Genomic DNA, 16,096 nt, shown 5'->3' on the forward strand with positions numbered 1-16,096 from the left:
TCCGGGAAGCTCAGCTTACCAGCTGAAGTCTTCGGCGTTGGAGGCGTCGACGACACGCACGTCGATCGGCACTTCGGTGGGAACCACGCGGGCGCCCCATTTCTGGGCCAGCGCCATGGCCAGGCCGACGCGGACCTGGTCGCGCGGGAACTGCGCGGTGGTCTCGATGAAGGGCGTGCCCTGGGCGATGGCAGCCACCGCTTCGGGGGCGCCGTCGACCGAGGTCAGCTTGATATCGCGGCCCGAGCCCTGGATCGCGGCCAGCGCGCCCATGGCACCACCGTCGTTGACCGAGAAGATGCCGGCCAGGTTCGGGTTGGACTGGATCATGTTCTCGACCACGCCAAGCGCGACGGAGCGGTCCTGACGACCGTTCTGGGTGGTGACCAGCTCGATGCCTTCGTATTCCGCGAAGGCCGCTTCGCAGCCCTCGACACGCTGCAGGATCGGCACGACCGGGATGCCGTCGAGGATCGCCACTTCGCCCTCGCCGCCCAGCTCTTCGGCCAGATACTTGCAGGACTGGTAGCCGGCGTCGCGGTTCTTGGAGCCGACGAAGGTGTCGACCGGGCCGTTGGCATTGGCGTCGACGGCCACGACGATCACGCCGGCGTCCTTGGCCATGCGCACCGCGGCTTCGATGCCGGCGCTGTCGGTCGGGTTCAGCAGCAAGATGTCGATGTCCTGCTGCAGCATGTCCTCGACGTCAGAGATCTGCTTGGCCACGTCATGACCTGCGTCGGTCACCACGACCTCCGCGCCCAGGTCGTCGGCCGCTTCCATCAGGGCTTCCTGCATGGAGACGAAGTAGGGGTTGTTCATCTCCTGGAACGTCATGCCGATCTTCAGACCATCGTCCTGCGCCATGGCGGGGGCGGCGGCGGTGAGGGCGAGTGCGGCTGCCGAAACAGCTCCGAGATATTTTTGCATCTGAGTTTCCTCCCAAGGTGGCGGCAGGGAAGACCTGCCTGTTTCCGGGCGGCACCTCGCCGCCCGAATTCGTGAAAATCGTTTGTCGGACAGGCCCTGCCCGCAGCCCCTACTCCGTCGTCGAGAAGACCCCGTTCGCGGCGAAGGTGGTGCGGAATTGCGAGGGCGACATGCCTTTCAGTTTCAGGAAGTGACGGTTGAAGTTGGAGAGGTTGGAGAAGCCGACATCGTAGCAGATCTCGGCCACCTTGGCCTCCGGTCGGGTCAGGAGCATCTGGCAGGCCAGATCCACCCGAAGTTGGTTCTTATAGCGCACCAGGGTCGATCCGGTGTGCCGCTTGAAGGCGCGGGAAAAGGCGCTCTGGCTCTGGTTCACCAGCGCCGCCAGGTCCCGTTCGTCGATGTTCTCGGTCAGGTTCTCGCGCAGGTAGGCGATGGCCCGGTTGACGCCGCTTTCGTTCAGCTCGGCCAGATCGAGCTCATAGCTCAGGCTGGCCAGCACCTCGGGCTCTGGCGCGCGCGCCAGGATGTCCAGCACCTGCCAGAAGAGACTGAGGCGGCGCAGGCCCGTGGCCTCGATCAGGTCGACCATCAGCGGCTTGATCCGCGCGGCCGTCGCCTCGTCGAACAGCAACCCGCGGTGACTTCGGTCCAGCAGCGGGCGGATCGCCTCCATCTCGGCCATGGCGTCCATCGCGGATTCGATGAAAGCTTCGGGGAACTGGATGACCAGCGAGCGTTCGGGCACCACCTGCCCCGGCTCGATGTCGGAAATCCAGTTCTGCGGCAGGTTGGGCCCCGTCATGATCAGCTGACCGGGGCCGAAGCTGCCAATGTGGTCGCCGATGTAGAAGGTGCCGTGGGTATCGACGACCAGGTGGATCTCATATTCTGGATGGTAGTGCCAACGCACCGTGCGGAACGGGTAGCCGTGCATCCACGCGGCGAAACTCTCGCCCTTGCGCACGTGCACCAGTTCCAGATCGGGTTGCATCAAGCTCTCCTCCGGGCGGCATGCCGGTCTCCTCCGGACAGCCCCTTTTCGTACCGGTCAGAGTAACTGCCAGCGCCCCGGGCCTCTACATCAGTTTGAAACCTTCACCGATACTTTTTTGAATTCTATCCCTGCGGTTTTGAGCAAATCCGGGACACAGACGCAAAGCGGCGTCACCGGAGTGACGCCGCATCGCAGCGGAAACCCACCGCTTTTCAATAAAGAAGGAAATTCAATCCCTTGAGAACTCAGACGTTCAATGCCTTTAACGCCGGGTAAGCCGCACGATAGATCTCATACTTTTTCGCGTAGGCCTCCGTCAGCCTGGCATCAGGCAAGACCTCCTCGCCGACCTCGGGCGGTCCGAAGACCGTGGCGTCGTGACGGCCAAGCGCCGCGGCCGCTGCCAGTTTCGCCGCACCGAAGGCTGCCCCGTAGTCCCCGTCACGCGGCAGCAGCAGGCGCAGCCCGGTGATCGAGGCCATCAGCTCCAGCCAGGCGCGGGACCGGGCGCCGCCGCCGACGGCATAGGCCGCCTCCAGCCCGGTGCCGGCCTTGCCCAGCACGCGCACGCAGTCGGCAAAGGCCATGGCGACCCCTTCCATCACTGCCTGCACCATCTCGGCGCGATCCACGTCGCGGCGCAGCCCCAGGAAGGCGCCGGAGGCCGACGGGTCGTTCAGCGGGGTCCGCTCGCCCGACAGGTACGGCAGGAAGGTCACCCGCGCGGGCGCCTCGACCTTTTCCGGCACCAGAGAGGCCAGCTCGGGCACCGGCGTGCCGGTGATCTCCGACAGCCAGGTCAGGGAATCGGTGGCCGACAGGAAGACCCCCATCTGGTGCCAGGTGTCGGGGATCGCGTGGCAAAAGGTATGCACCGCGTCGCCCGTGTTGGGCTGGTAGCGGTCGGTTGCGGCGAAAAGCACGCCGGAGGTGCCAAGCGACAGGAAGCCGGTGCCCGGCTCCATCACGCCCATGCCGCAGGCGGTGGCGGCATTGTCGCCGGCGCCGCCCGCCACGGGCACCTGCCCCACGCCCCAGGCTTCGGCCAGTTCGGGGCGCAGGTGGCCCGACACGTCGGAGCCTTCGACCAGCCCCGGCATCTGCGACCGCTCCAGCCCCGTCGCGGCCAGCAGCTCATCCGACCAGTCACGCGCGGCGACGTCCAGCCAGAGGGTGCCGGCGGCGTCGGACATCTCGCTCATGTATTCGCCGGTCAGCCACAGGCGCAGGTAGTCCTTGGGCAGCAGCACCTTGGCGGTCTGCGCGAAGATCTCCGGCTCGTTCTCGGCCACCCAGAGGAGTTTCGGCGCGGTGAACCCGGCCATAACCAGGTTGCCCGCGATGCCGTGGAAATCGGCCCGTTCCGTCAGCGTCTCGCATTGCGCGCCCGAACGGCCGTCGTTCCAAAGGATGCACGGGCGCAGCACCTTGTCGGAGGCATCCAGCAGGGTCGCTCCGTGCATGTGGCCCGACAGGCCGATGCCCTGAAGCTTCGCCAGGGCGCCGGGGTGATCGTTGCGCAGCTTGCCCAGCACGGCCTCGGTCGCCGCGATCCAGTCGTCCGGGTCCTGTTCGGACCAGCCCGAGTGCGGGCGCGAGACGCTCAGCGGCGCATGGGCCACGGCCACCATGTTGAATTCATCGTCCACCAGCATCGCCTTGATGCCCGAGGTGCCAAGATCAAGTCCCAGGTACATGGCGTTACTCCGGCATCGCGATCTGAAGTTTCACGTCGGTCTCGCGCGCCTCGACCGCGCGGTCGAAACCGGCGATGCTGTCCTCGAAGGGGATCGTGCCCGAGATCAGCGGCGTCAGGTCGACCTTGCCCGAAGCCATCAGCGCGATCGCCCGGTCATAGACATTGGCATAGCGGAAGACCGTCTCGATCCGCAGCTCCTTGGCCTGCAGGGCGACGATGTCGACGGGCACCGGGTCGACCGGCATGCCGACCAGGACGATGGCGCCCCCTGGCCGGGCCAGGTCGGCCACGCCCAGGATGGCCGGCGCCGCGCCCGAACATTCAAAGACCACGTCGGCGCCCCAGCCTTCGGTCGCCTGCGCCACGGCCTCTGCCGCCGGGGTGTCGCGGATGTTCACCGTCTCGATCCCGTCGTAGGCGCCGATGATGTCCAGCTTGGGCTGCGCCATGTCGGTGACGATCACCTTGGCACAGCCGCCCGCCAGCGCGGCCAGGGCCACCATCATCCCGATGGGCCCTGCCCCGGTGACCACGGCGACGTCCCCCGGCTGGATGCGCGCGCGCAGCGCCGCCTGCATGCCGATGGCAAAGGGTTCGACCATCGCCCCTTCGGCGAAGCTGACGCTCTCGGGCAGCTTGTAGGTGAAGGCGGCAGGATGGATCACCTCGGGCGTCAGGCAGCCGTGGATCGGGGGCGTGGCCCAGAACCGCACCGCGGGGTCGACGTTGTAGATGCCCAGCTTTGACGCGCGCGAGGTCGGATCGGGAATGCCCGGCTCCATGCAGACACGATCACCCGGCTTCAGATCGGTGACCTCGGCGCCACACTCCAGCACCACGCCGGAGGCCTCGTGCCCCAGCACCATGGGCGCGTTCACCACGAAGTGACCGATCTTGCCGTGGGTGTAGTAGTGCACGTCGGACCCGCAAATCCCCACCGTGTGGGTCTTGATCCGCACATCCTTCGGCCCGAGCGTGCCGGGGATGTCGAAATCACGCAGGGCCAGCCTGCCCTTCTCTTCAAGAACCAGAGCCTTCATTCTGGCCTCCTCCCTCTTGTCGTCCAGACGCGGGTGAGCCGCGCAGCCCCCCGCACCTGTGCTGAAGGCCATCGCGGGGGTTGTAAATCAAAACCCGACGACTGCGCCAACTTTTGCACTGCGGCGGAAAAATCCTATCAGCCGATCTTCCGGATCCGCGCAGAACCGGCGTTTTCCGGGGTTCGCCTGCGACCTTCGCCGCACTGCGGCTGGTACGATTCGCGCAAGGCGGAGGCAGGCAGCGCACAAATCAACGCAGGCGCCCTCCGCTGCCCGATCGGCGATCCGCGCCTGCACGGCCCGCCAGCGCCAGAGCAACCCTGTCCGAACGGGCATGCGTCTTATCCCTTTTTGACCGTCTGCAACGGCTGTCGGAGCGTGCCTTGCGCTTGATCTGGCCCCTTCGGACAGGTCATAGTGACCGCCAAGACCAGACCTAGCCGTGGAGGCCTGACCGATGCCAGCCCAGACCGTGAAACGCCGCGTGCAATTCGTCTGCGCCGTCTTCCTGCATATCCCGCTGGTGGCCATTGCCGCCTATGCGCTGTCGCAGGGGGTGACGGCGCACCTGCAGATCCTCGGTGTCGCGCTCGTGGCCACCCTGATAGGCACCATGCTGATCGTGCCCTACATCGGTCGCGCGCTGGACGACGGTGGCACCCCGGCCCGTAGCCAGAGCTGACCGCAGGTCGCTTGGGGTCTCCTCCGACAGATTGACAGACATCATCGCTAGTCTGCACAGGCCATGCGGATGATGTGTTTCGGGTGACATGATGGTTTCGCAACGTGTCACCAGGGCGCGGGCACGGCGGCCCGCCGGCGGAGCGTTCCGGCGAAAGCGCAATCGCGCGCGGATGCTCTAGAGGAAGAGGTAGAGGATCCAGGCCAGCAGCGCGACCTTCGCCGCGCCCACGGTCAGAACCAGCCCACGGTTCTCGGGCGCCCGCAGCCAGTCCCACCAGCTTTGCCCCTGCGCCTCCGCCTCTTCGGCGGCACCGAACAGCGTCGCCTCGATACCCGCAAGAACCTGCGGGCCGGGCACGGGATCGGGCCCCGGTTCGCGCAGGACCAGGCCGGCGAAATGCTCGGTCCAGCGCCGGTGCGCCTCGCGCATCTCCGGATCGACCATCACGGCAGTTTCCACCTCTTCACGCTCGGCCCCCTGCAGGAGGCCGAGGGCAAGCTCGGCGGACAGAATGGTCTTCTCGTCAGAGGTCACGCGACCTGCGCTCCTTCCCCAGTGTGCCGATCAACGGCCCTGTACTTCCCGGTCTCCGGCCCCAGTTTAAAGGGGCCGGGGATGGTGGCCGGATCCTCCGCAATCCATCGCGCCGGATCAACCCGGCCAGGAGGCCGCACGACCACTCCTACGCGCACATACGCAGCCCGCGCCAAGGGAGTTTCCTTTTTCCCGGAAAAATTCTTCACTTTCTCTCCAGCGGCGCGGCGCGGCGCGCTGACAGCGGGTCATCGGGCGCGGAACAGGCTGCCCAGGATGCCCCGCACGATGCGCTTGCCGGTGGTGCCCGACAGTTCGCGGATCACCGCCTTCTGCAAGGCCGCGCCCAGGTCCGCGCCCAGACCTCTGTCCCGAGAGGAGCGCGACGACCGGCGCGAGGTCGTGTATCGGCGGCGCTCACGCTCTTCGCGCTCTCGCGCTTCCAGCTCCGCCTCGCGACGCTCAGCCTCCTCGGCCTCTTTCGCGGCGGCGCTGGCGCGGCGGGCCAGGATCTCATAGGCGCTTTCGCGGTCGACAGCGCGGTCGTATTGCGCCGCCACCGGCGAGACGGCCATCACATCGCGCCGCTCGGCCTCGGTGATGGGCCCAAGCTGCGAACTGGGCGGGCGGATCAGGGTCTTCTGCGCGATCCCCGGCACGCCCTTCTTTTCCAGGAAGGAGGTCACGGCCTCGCCCGTCCCCACCTGGGTGATGGCCTCCTCGATGTCGAACGCGGGGTTGTCGCGGTAGGTCTGGGCGGCCAGGCGTAGCTCCTTGCGGTCCTTGGCGGTGAAGGCGCGCAAGGCGTGCTGCACCCGGTTGCCCAGCTGGCCCAGCACGTCGTCGGGCACATCGGCCGGGTTCTGGGTGCAGAAATAGACGCCGACGCCCTTCGAGCGGATCAGCCGCGCGACCTGTTCCACCTTCTCCAGCAGGGCCTTGGGCGCGTCGTCGAACAGCAGATGCGCCTCGTCAAAGAAGAAGACCAGCTTGGGCTTGTCGGGGTTGCCGACCTCGGGCAGTTCCTCGAAGAGCTCGGACAGCAGCCACAGCAGGAATGTGGCATAGAGGCGCGGAGTCTGCATCAGCTTGTCGGCGGCCAGCACCGAAATGGCGCCGCGCCCGTCGGTGTCGCGGCGCATCAGGTCGCGCAGTTCCAGCGCGGGTTCGCCGAACATCTGCGCCGCCCCTTCGGTTTCCATCACCAGCAGACGACGCTGGATCGCCCCGATAGAGGCGGTGGAGATATTGCCGTAGCGCAGCGACAGCTCCTTGCGGTTCTCCCCCAGCCAGACCAGCAGCGCCTGCAGGTCCTTCAGATCCAGCAGCGCCAGCCCCTCTTCGTCAGCGACGCGGAAGGCGATATTCAGGATGCCTTCCTGTGTGTCGTTCAGCTCCATCAACCGTGCCAGCAGCAGCGGCCCCATCTCGCTGACCGTGGTGCGGATCGGGTGCCCCTGGGTCCCGAAGAGATCCCAGAAAATCACCGGGAAGGCGGCATAGTCGAAGTCGTCGAAGCCAATGGAGATCGCCCGGCTCATGAAGGCATTGTGCAGCTTGCCCGCCGGATCGCCCGCCTTGGCGAGCCCCGACAGGTCGCCCTTCACGTCCGCGAGGAAGACCGGCACCCCCTGGGCCGAGAATTCCTCCGCCATGATCTGCAGGGTGACGGTCTTGCCCGTGCCCGTGGCGCCGGCGATCAGCCCGTGACGGTTGGCATAGTCCAGGCCCAGGTACTGCGGGTCACGCCGCTCCGGGCCCGCGCCCCCGATGAAAATGCCATTCAAGTCGTCCATGCTTTTCCCCCGCATTTCCAGACAAAGGCGCCAACGGCGCACGGTTGAGAATATTCGCTTAACCAAATGATGCCAGCCTGTCCTCCTGTTCTTCGTCTCATGTCCTTTGGGCGAGGGACAGACTTCCTCCCTGTCAGACTGGCCGCGCTCCTCGGGGCGCGGCTTTTTTCCCTCCCGCCGCCACGCGGTCTCTCCGCGCCCTGCACGCATTTGAGGCACCGCGACGCGGGCTCACGGGCTGCAATCGGAGTGTCATATTTCCGTGTTGACTACCCCCCGCAAACCGCCTAGCGTGACTTCAAATACAAGTCGGCCAGTCCGACGGGGAGCATAAAAATTGGGAAGAGGGGTCCGTTTCGGGCCCCTTTTTCCGGCCCTCGCCCTCCCTCCTGCAAATTGACCGTGCCCCGGGCCTCACAGCCTGCGCCACGACGCCCCTGCGCGCCAATACGCCGGCGCACCGGCCAGAGCATGCCCAATTCCGCGGCACCGGCCCGGACGGGGGGACTGACAACCGGGCACGCCCGTGCTAAGCGGGCGACGAAGCAATTATCGAAACAGGACCCGTCATGCGTTCTATTACCAAATTCTCGACCGCCCTGCTGGCCGCGACCCTGCTCGCCGGCCCTGCCCTGTCCCAGGATGACCTCGACATGGGCGCCGAGACGGCCCCGGCTGAGCCGCAGGCCGGTCAGAGCTACGCGAAGGAAGAAGTCGGCGACTGGACCGTCGAGTGCATCAAGACGGAGACCGGCGAGGACGAGCCTTGCCAGATGACCCAGCTGATGACCCAGGACGACGGCAACCCGATTGCTACGGCCTCCTTCTTCAAGACGCCCGAAGGATCGCAGGCCGTGGCCGGTGCCAACATCATGGTGCCGCTGGAAACCCTTCTGCCCGCGGGTCTGCGCATCAATGTCGATGGCAACGAGGACAAAGTCTACAACTTCACCACCTGCAACCGCGCCGGCTGCGTGGCGCGCGTGGGCTTCAGCCAGGCAGACCTGGACGCCTTCAAGGCTGGCAGCACCGCGAACCTGACCATCCGTCCCTTCGCCGCCCCTGACGTCGAGGTGCCGATGAGCCTGTCCCTGACCGGTTTCACCGCCGCCTTCGAGCAGGTGACCGTGCCGACGGCGGCCGCCCAGCCCGCCGCCGAGCCCGCCGAGCCGTCCGAGAACTGATCGGATCTCCGGACACCCCGGACCCGGAAACGCCGCGCCCTGAACAGGCGCGGCGTTTTACGTTCTGCGTCCGGTGCACGACACGACTCCAGGCTAGAGCGAGGTCCGATCCGCCCGGCGTCCGGCGCGTGCCGCTGGCAGCTCTCTCGATCTGGGAATTGGAAAGCGGCGCACAGCTGCGGGCGCAGGCGCGGTGCTCAGACCCGCTTCAGGGCCAGCACGGCGTTCAGCCCGCCAAAGGCGAAGGCGTTCGACAGGGCCACGTCGACCGTGGCCTCGCGGGCCTCGTTCGGCACCACGTCCAGCGCGCATTCAGGGTCGGGCTCTTCGTAGTTGATCGTCGGTGCCACGACGCCGTCGCGCAGGGCCATGATACAGGCCAGCAGCTCCACGGCGCCGGTGCCGCCGATCAGGTGGCCGTGCATCGACTTGGTGGACGACAGCATCACCGTATCCGCGTGACGCCCGAAGACATCGGCCACCGCCGCGCTTTCGGTCTTGTCGTTGGCCGCGGTGCCGGTGCCATGGGCGTTGATGTACTGCACGTCTTCCGGGTTCAGGCGCGCATCGCGCAGGGCCCCGGAAATCGCCCGAGCGGCGCCCTGTTTCGACGGCATCACGATGTCCGTCGCGTCCGAGGACATGGCGAAGCCCGCGACCTCGGCCAGGATCTCCGCGCCACGCGCGCGGGCGTGATCGTAGTCCTCGAAGACGAAGACGCCTGCCCCCTCGCCCTGCACCATGCCGTTGCGGTTGGCGCTGAACGGCCGGCAGCCGGATTTCGACATGACCCGCATGCCTTCCCAGGCCTTCACGCCACCGAAACACAGCATGGATTCGGACCCGCCGGTGACCATCACCGGGCTCATGCCCGTGCGCACCATCTGGAAGGCCTGGGCCATTGCGTGGTTCGACGAAGCACAGGCCGAGCTGACCGTGAAGGTCGGGCCCTTGAGGTTGAACTCCATCGACACATGGCTGGCGGCGGCGTTGTTCATCAGCTTCGGCACGACGAAGGGGTGAACCCGGTTCTTCCCCTCCTCGTAGACCGAGCGGTAGTTCTCGTCGATGGTGGTCATGCCACCACCGGAGTTGCCCAGGATCGCGCCCGTCTTGTGCGCCAGTTCCCCGGCAAAGCTGAGGCCCGACTGCGCGATCGCCTCGCGCGCGGCGACCAGGGCGAATTGGGTGAAACGGTCGTACAGCGCCATCTGCTGGCGGTTGAACAACCCCTCGGAGGAGAATCCCTTTACCTGCGCGCCGATGTTGACCAACAGACGGTCGGCGTCGCGCACGTCCAGTTCGGCAATGCCGCAGCGGCCCTCGCGCATCGCCTCGAGGGTTTCGGGCACGTCATGGCCCAGGGCATTGATCGTGCCCGCGCCGGTAATGACGACCCGCTTCACGCCTTCTGTTCCGCCACCAGCTTTTCAACGCCCGCGACGATGGCAGCGACGTTGGAGATGTCGAAGTCGCTTTCCTCGGGTTCGTTCGCGTTGAAGGGCACCTGGATGTCGAAGGCTTCCTCGATGGCGAAGATGCTTTCCACCAGCCCCAGGGAGTCGATCCCCAGATCTTCCAGCGTGCTGTCCATCTTGACGTCGGAGGGCTCCAGCACGGCCTGCTCCGCGATGATCTCGATGACCTTCTGCCTGATGTCCGCCATGGACCCGATCCCCCTCTGGATGGCTTGCCGCTGATCTAGTCGTTCTGACCCGGCTTGAAAACCGCTTTCTGCAACTCGGATACCTGTTTCAGCAGCCGTGGCAGGCGGCGCAGCGCCTTGTAAGTCTCGACGTGGGTATCCATTTTCACTGCCGGATAGCCCATGACCACGCGACCTGCGGGCACGTTCGTCAGGATGATCGAGGCGCCGCCCGCAACCACCCCGTCTCCGATGAAGATGTTGTCCGACACGCCCACGCGTCCGGCCAGAACGACGTTGTTGCCGATCCGGGTGGAGCCGGCGACCCCCACGCCGGAGGCCATCAGGCAGTCGCGTCCCACGGTCACGTTGTGACCGATCTGGCAGAGGTTGTCGATCTTGCAACCGTCGCCGATGCGCGTGGCGCGCACCGTGCCCGCGTCGATGCAGGCGTTGCAGCCGATTTCAACGTCATCGCCTACCTCCACGGCCCCGAGGCTGTGGATGCGTTCCCAGGCCTGGGCCTTGGCATGGCTTTCGCCACCAAGGGTGCCGCGCGCCTCTTCCACCGCCCCGGCCTCGGGCGTGACGAAGCTGAATCCGTCGCCGCCGATCACCGCGCCCTGGTGGGCGGTAAACCGCGCACCGATCCGGGCACGCGGCCCGATCTTCACGCCGGCATGCAGAAGCGCGCCCGCACCGATCTGGGCCTCCCAGCCCACGTGGACCTGCGGCCCGATGACCGATCCCGCGCCGATCTTTGCCCCGCGGGCGATCACCGCGAAGGGGCCGACACTGACGCCCTCGCCCAACTCGGCGCCCTCTTCGATGCAGGCCATGGGGTGGATGCCAGAACCGTAGCCCGCACCGGGATCCAGCAGGCGGGTGACGGCGGCCAGCCCCATGCGGGGCCGCGCCACGAGGATGGCGGCGTCGAGGTCATGTTCGGTCCAGTCCGCGCCCTCCCACAGCAGGGCGGCGCGGGCGCGGCCCTTGGCCAGCCCTTCGGCAAATTCGGGTTTCATGGCGATCGCCAGATCCCGCGGGCCGGCCTCGGCGGGCTCCGCCACGCTGTCGATTTCAAGCGCGCCGTCGCCCAGGACCTCACCGCCCAGGGCGCGGGCGATCTCTTCCATTCGATAAGCCATCAGGATCCTTCCCGCCTTTGCGGGCCGGTTTAGCTGTTCCCCTGATCCAGCACCACCCCTTCCGCGGCCAGCGCCGACCAGACCTTTGCGTCCCGACCATAGACATCGTCGCGGAAGTGGACCCGGCCCCGGGTGTCGGTGAAGGCGGTGCGATAGACCAGGTGCACCTGAAGCGGCTCGCGCAGGTCCACCTGCGTCTCGCGGCCCGTGCGCAGCTTAGACTGGAAGACGCCTTGCGGGTCGCTCTCCTGGTAGGACAACAGGGTGTAGGCGAAATCGAAGGGATCCTGCAGGCGGATGCAGCCGTGGCTGAAGGCGCGCACCGTGCGGTTGAACAGGCTCTTAGACGGGGTGTCGTGCAGGTAGATGTTGTTCGAGTTGGGGAACATGAACTTCACCAGGCCAAGCGCATTGCTGGTCGACGGCGGTTGCTTGATGTCGAAGGGGAAGTTGGCCCGGGTGAACTGGGTGAAATCCACCGCATCGCGTGGCACGACGCGGCCGCGCGCATCAATCAGGTTCAGGTGGCCGGCAGCATAGGGGTTCTGCTGCATCTGCGGCAGGTATTCGTTCACGGCGATGGACCGCGGCACGTTCCAGGTCGGGTTGATGACCATGTGTTCCATGACATCGCTGAACTCTGGGCTGCGGCGGCCCTCCATGGCGCGGCCGATGACCGAGCGGGTGCTGAACACGACTTCGCCGTGGTCGATCAGCTTGGCGTGCATGTCGGGCAGATTGACCCAGACGTGCCGCTCGCCCAGGGGGCGGTTGATCCAGCGCTCGCGCTCCATGGCGACGGTGATGGCGCGCAGGCGCTCTTCCTGGCTGACGTTGATCGCCTTCAGCGTGTTCGCCCCGACGACGCCGTCGGGCTCGATGCCCGCGTCACGCTGGAACTGCTGCACGGCGGCTTCCAGCACGGCATCGTAGCGGGCCGAGGCGCGCGGCGCGAGGTAACCCATGCGCACCAGTCGGTCGCGCAGTGCGATCACGGCGCGGCCCTGGTCGCCCGGCTCCAGCTTGCTGGCCTGCACCACGGGGCCATAGCCCCCGGCGGCCATCTCCGCCTGCATCTTCAGGCGGGCGCGCAGCAGGCGACGGTATTCATCCCGCTGCGGCGGCAGGCCGGCGACGAAGCTCAGCGGCGCCGGGCCGGTGATCCCCTGCAGATACTGCGAGGCATCGCGCAGCGGCACCTCGCGCACGATCTCGCTGTCGACCCGTGCCGGCGTCAGGATCCCGGTCTGCAGATCCGTGGCCACGTCCAGCCAGATCCGGCTCAACTCCACATCCAGAAGACCCCGGTCACGGGCGCTGACGGCAGCGGCCATGCGCGCCATCAGGTCGTCGGGATTTACCTTGTCGCCCGGCAGCCCGTGCAGCGGCATCATGCGGATTGCTTCCAGCAGGGCGGCACGGCGGGCGGTGAACTCGGCCCCTGCCCCGGTCCAGATCGGGGCGAAATCGCGGGCGCGGTAGAAGGCCGCCAGGTCACGATCCCGGGCGGCCGCCTCGGCCACGGCGGTCTTGAACCCTGTCAGGGCGAACCCTTCCATCGCACTGGCGGAGGGCGCCGGCAGCGAAAGCGCAGCGGCCCCGGCAATCAGCGCGGCCGCAGCAGTGCGGCGCAGGAAACGGGCAGCGGTTTGCCGAGACGTCATGAAAAGAACCCTCCGGGCCAGGCGAAAAATCTGTTTAATCAAAGCTGTGGCAGGCTCTGTTACCTGTCCACTCACTTTTCGGTCAGGCAGTTAATATACCTTTCGCGCGATGCATAGCGGAAACGCTTTGCCCCTGCCACTACGGAAAACCTGACTCCGAACCGGCAGATTTGCGCCGAAATCCGCCGATTTTCCACAGACATGGAACCGTCCCGGTTCCAGAAAAAATGGAACCGTGTCATAAAAATCGCGCATCTGGGGACGATGGCACATACCGCCAGCAAGGCGGAACAGACGAAGCGACGGGACAGCGCTACATGACCAAAGGCAATGCGAGCATCTCGCGACGCGCCCTTCTGGGGGCCTTCGCGGCAACTGCAATCACCGCAGCACCGACTTTCTCGAAGGCTGCAGGGTTTCTCCGAAATGCCGGGGATATCCGACGTATCAAGATGTATTCCGCCCGGACGGGCGAGCATCTGGACATGATCTACTGGATCGAGGGCGAATATCTTCGCGACAGCCTCGACGAGATCACCCACTTCTTCCGCGACTGGCGCGACGACCAGACCAAGACGGTCGACCTGCGCACCATCGACATCATGGCGGCCTCGCATTCCCTGATGGACTGCGATGAACCCTACCTGCTGCTGTCGGGCTACCGCACGCCGCACACCAACGCGATGCTGCGCTCCAGGTCGCGCGGCGTGGCACGCAACTCTCTGCACATGGAAGCCAAGGCCGCGGACCTGCGTCTGGCGACCCGCTCTGTCAACCAGATGGCCGCCGCCGCCGAGAGCTGCCGCGCGGGCGGTGTCGGGCGCTACTCCGGCTCGAACTTCGTGCATATGGATTGCGGCGCCCTGCGTCACTGGGGCGCCTGAGCCCCGCCCGGCCGGCACCACGCCGCGGGCAACCGCCTGTTCCGCACCCCCGCCTTCGGGCGGGGCACGCGGCCCAAAGAACCGCCCCGCCGAGGGCGTTTTTTTCTTGCCCACGACGCCTGCGGGCCGCGCATGAAAAAGGGGCGATGCCGCGCACCGCCCCCGATGTCTGTCACGCTGGCGCCCAGGTCAGCCCAGCACGTTCTTCACGGCCTTCGCGGTGGTGGCAACGATGGTGTCGGCCTCCTCGCGGGTCAGGCAAAGCGGCGGGGCAAAACCCAGGATGTCGCCCTGCGGCATGGCCCGCCCGATGACGCCCATCGAGGCCAGCTCGGCCGCCACGGCGGCACCCACCTTCTTCGAGGGATCGTAGAACTTGCGGCCCGCCTTTTCTTCCACGAACTCCACCGCGCAAAGCATGCCTTCGCCGCGCACATCGCCCACGTGGGTGTGACCGGCCAAGGCATCGCGCATGGCTCCGACGAAATAGGCACCGGTTTCGCCCGCGTTCTTCACCAGGCCCAGCTCGTCGATCAGGCGCAGGTTCGCGACACCGGCGGCGGCGCCGATCGGGTGGGCGGAGTAGGTCCAGCCGTGACCGATGGGCCCGTTTTCATCGGTGCCCTGCTCCAGCACCTTCCACATGCGGTCGCCCACGATGGACCCCGACAGCGGCGCATAGGCGCTGGTCAGACCCTTTGCGATGGTGATCAAGTCGGGCTTCAGCCCGTAGTGATCCGACCCCATCATGGTGCCCAGACGACCGAAGCCGGTGACAACCTCGTCCACCACCAGCAGGATGTCATGCTTGGCCAGCACTTTCTGGATGGCGTCCCAATAGCCCGCGGGCGGCGGCACGATGCCCCCGGTGCCCAGCACCGGCTCACCGATGAAGGCGGCGATGGTGTCGGCGCCCTCACGCTCGATCAGCGCCTCCAGCTCGGCCACGCAATGGGCGGTGAAATCTTCCTCGCTCATGTCCAGATCATCGCGGCGGAAGTAATAGGGCGCCTCGGTGTGGATGATGGGCGCGCGCGGCAGGTCGAACTTGTTGTGGAAAGTCTCCAGCCCGGTCAGCGAGCCGGTCATCACGCCGGACCCATGGTAGCCACGCCAGCGGCTGATAATCTTCTTCTTCTCGGGCAGGCCACGGATGTTGTTGTAGTACCAGATCAGCTTGATGTTGGTCTCATTGGCATCCGACCCCGAGAGGCCGAAGTAGACCTTGCTCATGTTGGCGGGGGCGCGTTCCATCACCATATGCGCCAGTGTCACCGAGGCTTCGGTGCCGTGGCCGACATAGGCGTGGTAATAGGCCAGCTCCTTCGCCTGCTCGGCGATGGCCTCGGCGATCTCCTGGCGGCCGTAGCCGACGTTGACGCAATAGAGGCCCGCGAAGGCGTCCAGCAGGCGGTTGCCGTCACGGTCCTGGATATGAACGCCCTCGGCGGTCTTGATGATGCGGTTCGGGCTTTCACCGCGCGCATGCTGCGCCAGATGGGTGGAGGGGTGGAAGAAGGACTCGCGGTCCCATTTGTCGAGCTGGTCGTTGGTCAGCATGTCAGGCTCCTGTATCGGATCAAAAGCGGCACGTAATCCGCTGAAAATATGAAATCTTTCGTGGAATCTCCGGTGTGTGCACCGGCTTCCGGATCAGGTCGTGATGCCATGGGCGCGACTGCGCCCGGGGACCTCCCGTGACCTGAACGCACCAGCGGATCGCCGAAAGGCACGCGTCTCTCTTCCCGCGCTCGGGCCGGGTTGCCCGGCCGCATCAGCCATTCCGCCCAAGACGCAGGCATGCGGATCGGCGGTGATGACGCTTTTCATATCTCTGCTCCTGATTCCGGATTGACGACTCGGGCGGGGTTCCGGCTTCTGTTGTGCACA

14 protein-coding genes are annotated in these 16,096 nt (G+C 66.3%); 3 read left to right on the forward strand and 11 right to left on the reverse strand.

Features of this window, described 5'->3' with window-relative positions; translation table 11 throughout:
- Positions 1-15: 15 nt before the first annotated feature.
- The 4 genes from CVM50_RS12920 to CVM50_RS12935 all read right to left on the reverse strand — a co-directional run bounded on the left by CVM50_RS12920 (position 16) and on the right by CVM50_RS12935 (position 4,666).
- On the reverse strand, positions 16-930 hold the full coding sequence (locus CVM50_RS12920; RefSeq protein ID WP_085886830.1) for an ABC transporter substrate-binding protein: 915 nt from the start codon (positions 928-930) through the stop codon (positions 16-18).
- A 109-nt stretch (positions 931-1,039) separates the two neighbouring features.
- Positions 1,040-1,924: an AraC family transcriptional regulator gene (locus tag CVM50_RS12925; RefSeq protein WP_085886831.1), complete on the reverse strand. Its 885-nt coding sequence runs from the start codon at positions 1,922-1,924 to the stop codon at positions 1,040-1,042.
- A gap of 248 nt (positions 1,925-2,172) precedes the next feature.
- Positions 2,173-3,624 carry a xylulokinase gene (xylB, locus tag CVM50_RS12930; protein ID WP_085886832.1) on the reverse strand — a complete coding sequence of 484 codons (1,452 nt, stop codon included), beginning with the start codon at positions 3,622-3,624 and terminating at the stop codon, positions 2,173-2,175.
- 4 nt (positions 3,625-3,628) lie between these two features.
- Positions 3,629-4,666 (reverse strand): NAD(P)-dependent alcohol dehydrogenase, encoded by a 1,038-nt coding sequence (locus tag CVM50_RS12935; RefSeq protein ID WP_085886833.1) that lies wholly within the window; start codon positions 4,664-4,666, stop codon positions 3,629-3,631.
- 457 nt (positions 4,667-5,123) lie between these two features.
- Between CVM50_RS12935 and CVM50_RS12940 the strand changes: the two genes are divergently transcribed.
- A complete protein-coding gene (locus CVM50_RS12940) occupies positions 5,124-5,348 on the forward strand; it encodes a hypothetical protein (protein WP_085886834.1) in 225 nt (74 codons plus the stop codon).
- 177 nt (positions 5,349-5,525) lie between these two features.
- Here CVM50_RS12940 and CVM50_RS12945 read toward each other — a convergent pair whose 3' ends face one another.
- The gene (locus CVM50_RS12945; protein ID WP_085886835.1) at positions 5,526-5,885 is read right to left on the reverse strand and encodes a hypothetical protein; all 360 of its coding nucleotides are present in this window, start codon (positions 5,883-5,885) and stop codon (positions 5,526-5,528) included.
- A gap of 248 nt (positions 5,886-6,133) precedes the next feature.
- Complete coding sequence (locus CVM50_RS12950; RefSeq protein WP_085886836.1) at positions 6,134-7,681, reverse strand: helicase HerA-like domain-containing protein; 1,548 nt, start codon at positions 7,679-7,681, stop codon at positions 6,134-6,136.
- A 569-nt stretch (positions 7,682-8,250) separates the two neighbouring features.
- Here CVM50_RS12950 and CVM50_RS12955 point away from each other — a divergent pair.
- Positions 8,251-8,865, forward strand: a complete 615-nt coding sequence (locus tag CVM50_RS12955; protein ID WP_085886837.1) for an invasion associated locus B family protein — start codon at positions 8,251-8,253, stop codon at positions 8,863-8,865.
- A gap of 197 nt (positions 8,866-9,062) precedes the next feature.
- Here the strand turns inward: CVM50_RS12955 and CVM50_RS12960 are convergent, their stop codons facing one another.
- Genes CVM50_RS12960 through CVM50_RS12975 form a run of 4 tightly spaced genes read right to left on the reverse strand, consistent with a single transcriptional unit; the run spans position 9,063 to position 13,322 of the window.
- A complete protein-coding gene (locus CVM50_RS12960; RefSeq protein WP_085886838.1) occupies positions 9,063-10,271 on the reverse strand; it encodes a beta-ketoacyl-[acyl-carrier-protein] synthase family protein in 1,209 nt (402 codons plus the stop codon).
- Positions 10,268-10,531, reverse strand: a complete 264-nt coding sequence (locus CVM50_RS12965) for an acyl carrier protein (protein WP_085886839.1) — start codon at positions 10,529-10,531, stop codon at positions 10,268-10,270. The genes CVM50_RS12960 and CVM50_RS12965 overlap by 4 nt, the downstream gene beginning before the upstream one ends.
- A gap of 35 nt (positions 10,532-10,566) precedes the next feature.
- On the reverse strand, positions 10,567-11,658 hold the full coding sequence (lpxD, locus tag CVM50_RS12970; protein WP_198431900.1) for a UDP-3-O-(3-hydroxymyristoyl)glucosamine N-acyltransferase: 1,092 nt from the start codon (positions 11,656-11,658) through the stop codon (positions 10,567-10,569).
- 29 nt (positions 11,659-11,687) lie between these two features.
- Complete coding sequence (locus CVM50_RS12975) at positions 11,688-13,322, reverse strand: L,D-transpeptidase family protein (protein WP_085886841.1); 1,635 nt, start codon at positions 13,320-13,322, stop codon at positions 11,688-11,690.
- A gap of 317 nt (positions 13,323-13,639) precedes the next feature.
- Between CVM50_RS12975 and CVM50_RS12980 the strand changes: the two genes are divergently transcribed.
- Positions 13,640-14,206: a YcbK family protein gene (locus tag CVM50_RS12980; protein WP_085886842.1), complete on the forward strand. Its 567-nt coding sequence runs from the start codon at positions 13,640-13,642 to the stop codon at positions 14,204-14,206.
- Positions 14,207-14,395: 189 nt separating this feature from the next.
- Here CVM50_RS12980 and CVM50_RS12985 read toward each other — a convergent pair whose 3' ends face one another.
- The gene (locus CVM50_RS12985) at positions 14,396-15,766 is read right to left on the reverse strand and encodes an aspartate aminotransferase family protein (RefSeq protein WP_085886843.1); all 1,371 of its coding nucleotides are present in this window, start codon (positions 15,764-15,766) and stop codon (positions 14,396-14,398) included.
- Positions 15,767-16,096 lie beyond the last annotated feature (330 nt).

Origin of the sequence: Pseudooceanicola marinus, from assembly GCF_002786295.1 — a bacterium.
Lineage (GTDB): Bacteria > Pseudomonadota > Alphaproteobacteria > Rhodobacterales > Rhodobacteraceae > Pseudooceanicola > Pseudooceanicola marinus.

What these genes read in the sequence shown, in the direction of transcription:
- CVM50_RS12920 (WP_085886830.1), bottom strand. Translation starts at nt 930, where the DNA reads ATGCAAAAATATCTCGGAGCTGTTTCGGCAGCCGCACTCGCCCTCACC.
- CVM50_RS12925 (WP_085886831.1), bottom strand. Translation starts at nt 1,924, where the DNA reads ATGCAACCCGATCTGGAACTGGTGCACGTGCGCAAGGGCGAGAGTTTC.
- xylB (WP_085886832.1), bottom strand. Translation starts at nt 3,624, where the DNA reads ATGTACCTGGGACTTGATCTTGGCACCTCGGGCATCAAGGCGATGCTG.
- CVM50_RS12935 (WP_085886833.1), bottom strand. Translation starts at nt 4,666, where the DNA reads ATGAAGGCTCTGGTTCTTGAAGAGAAGGGCAGGCTGGCCCTGCGTGAT.
- CVM50_RS12940 (WP_085886834.1), top strand. Translation starts at nt 5,124, where the DNA reads ATGCCAGCCCAGACCGTGAAACGCCGCGTGCAATTCGTCTGCGCCGTC.
- CVM50_RS12950 (WP_085886836.1), bottom strand. Translation starts at nt 7,681, where the DNA reads ATGGACGACTTGAATGGCATTTTCATCGGGGGCGCGGGCCCGGAGCGG.
- CVM50_RS12955 (WP_085886837.1), top strand. Translation starts at nt 8,251, where the DNA reads ATGCGTTCTATTACCAAATTCTCGACCGCCCTGCTGGCCGCGACCCTG.
- CVM50_RS12965 (WP_085886839.1), bottom strand. Translation starts at nt 10,531, where the DNA reads ATGGCGGACATCAGGCAGAAGGTCATCGAGATCATCGCGGAGCAGGCC.
- lpxD (WP_198431900.1), bottom strand. Translation starts at nt 11,658, where the DNA reads ATGGCTTATCGAATGGAAGAGATCGCCCGCGCCCTGGGCGGTGAGGTC.
- CVM50_RS12975 (WP_085886841.1), bottom strand. Translation starts at nt 13,322, where the DNA reads ATGACGTCTCGGCAAACCGCTGCCCGTTTCCTGCGCCGCACTGCTGCG.
- CVM50_RS12980 (WP_085886842.1), top strand. Translation starts at nt 13,640, where the DNA reads ATGACCAAAGGCAATGCGAGCATCTCGCGACGCGCCCTTCTGGGGGCC.
- CVM50_RS12985 (WP_085886843.1), bottom strand. Translation starts at nt 15,766, where the DNA reads ATGCTGACCAACGACCAGCTCGACAAATGGGACCGCGAGTCCTTCTTC.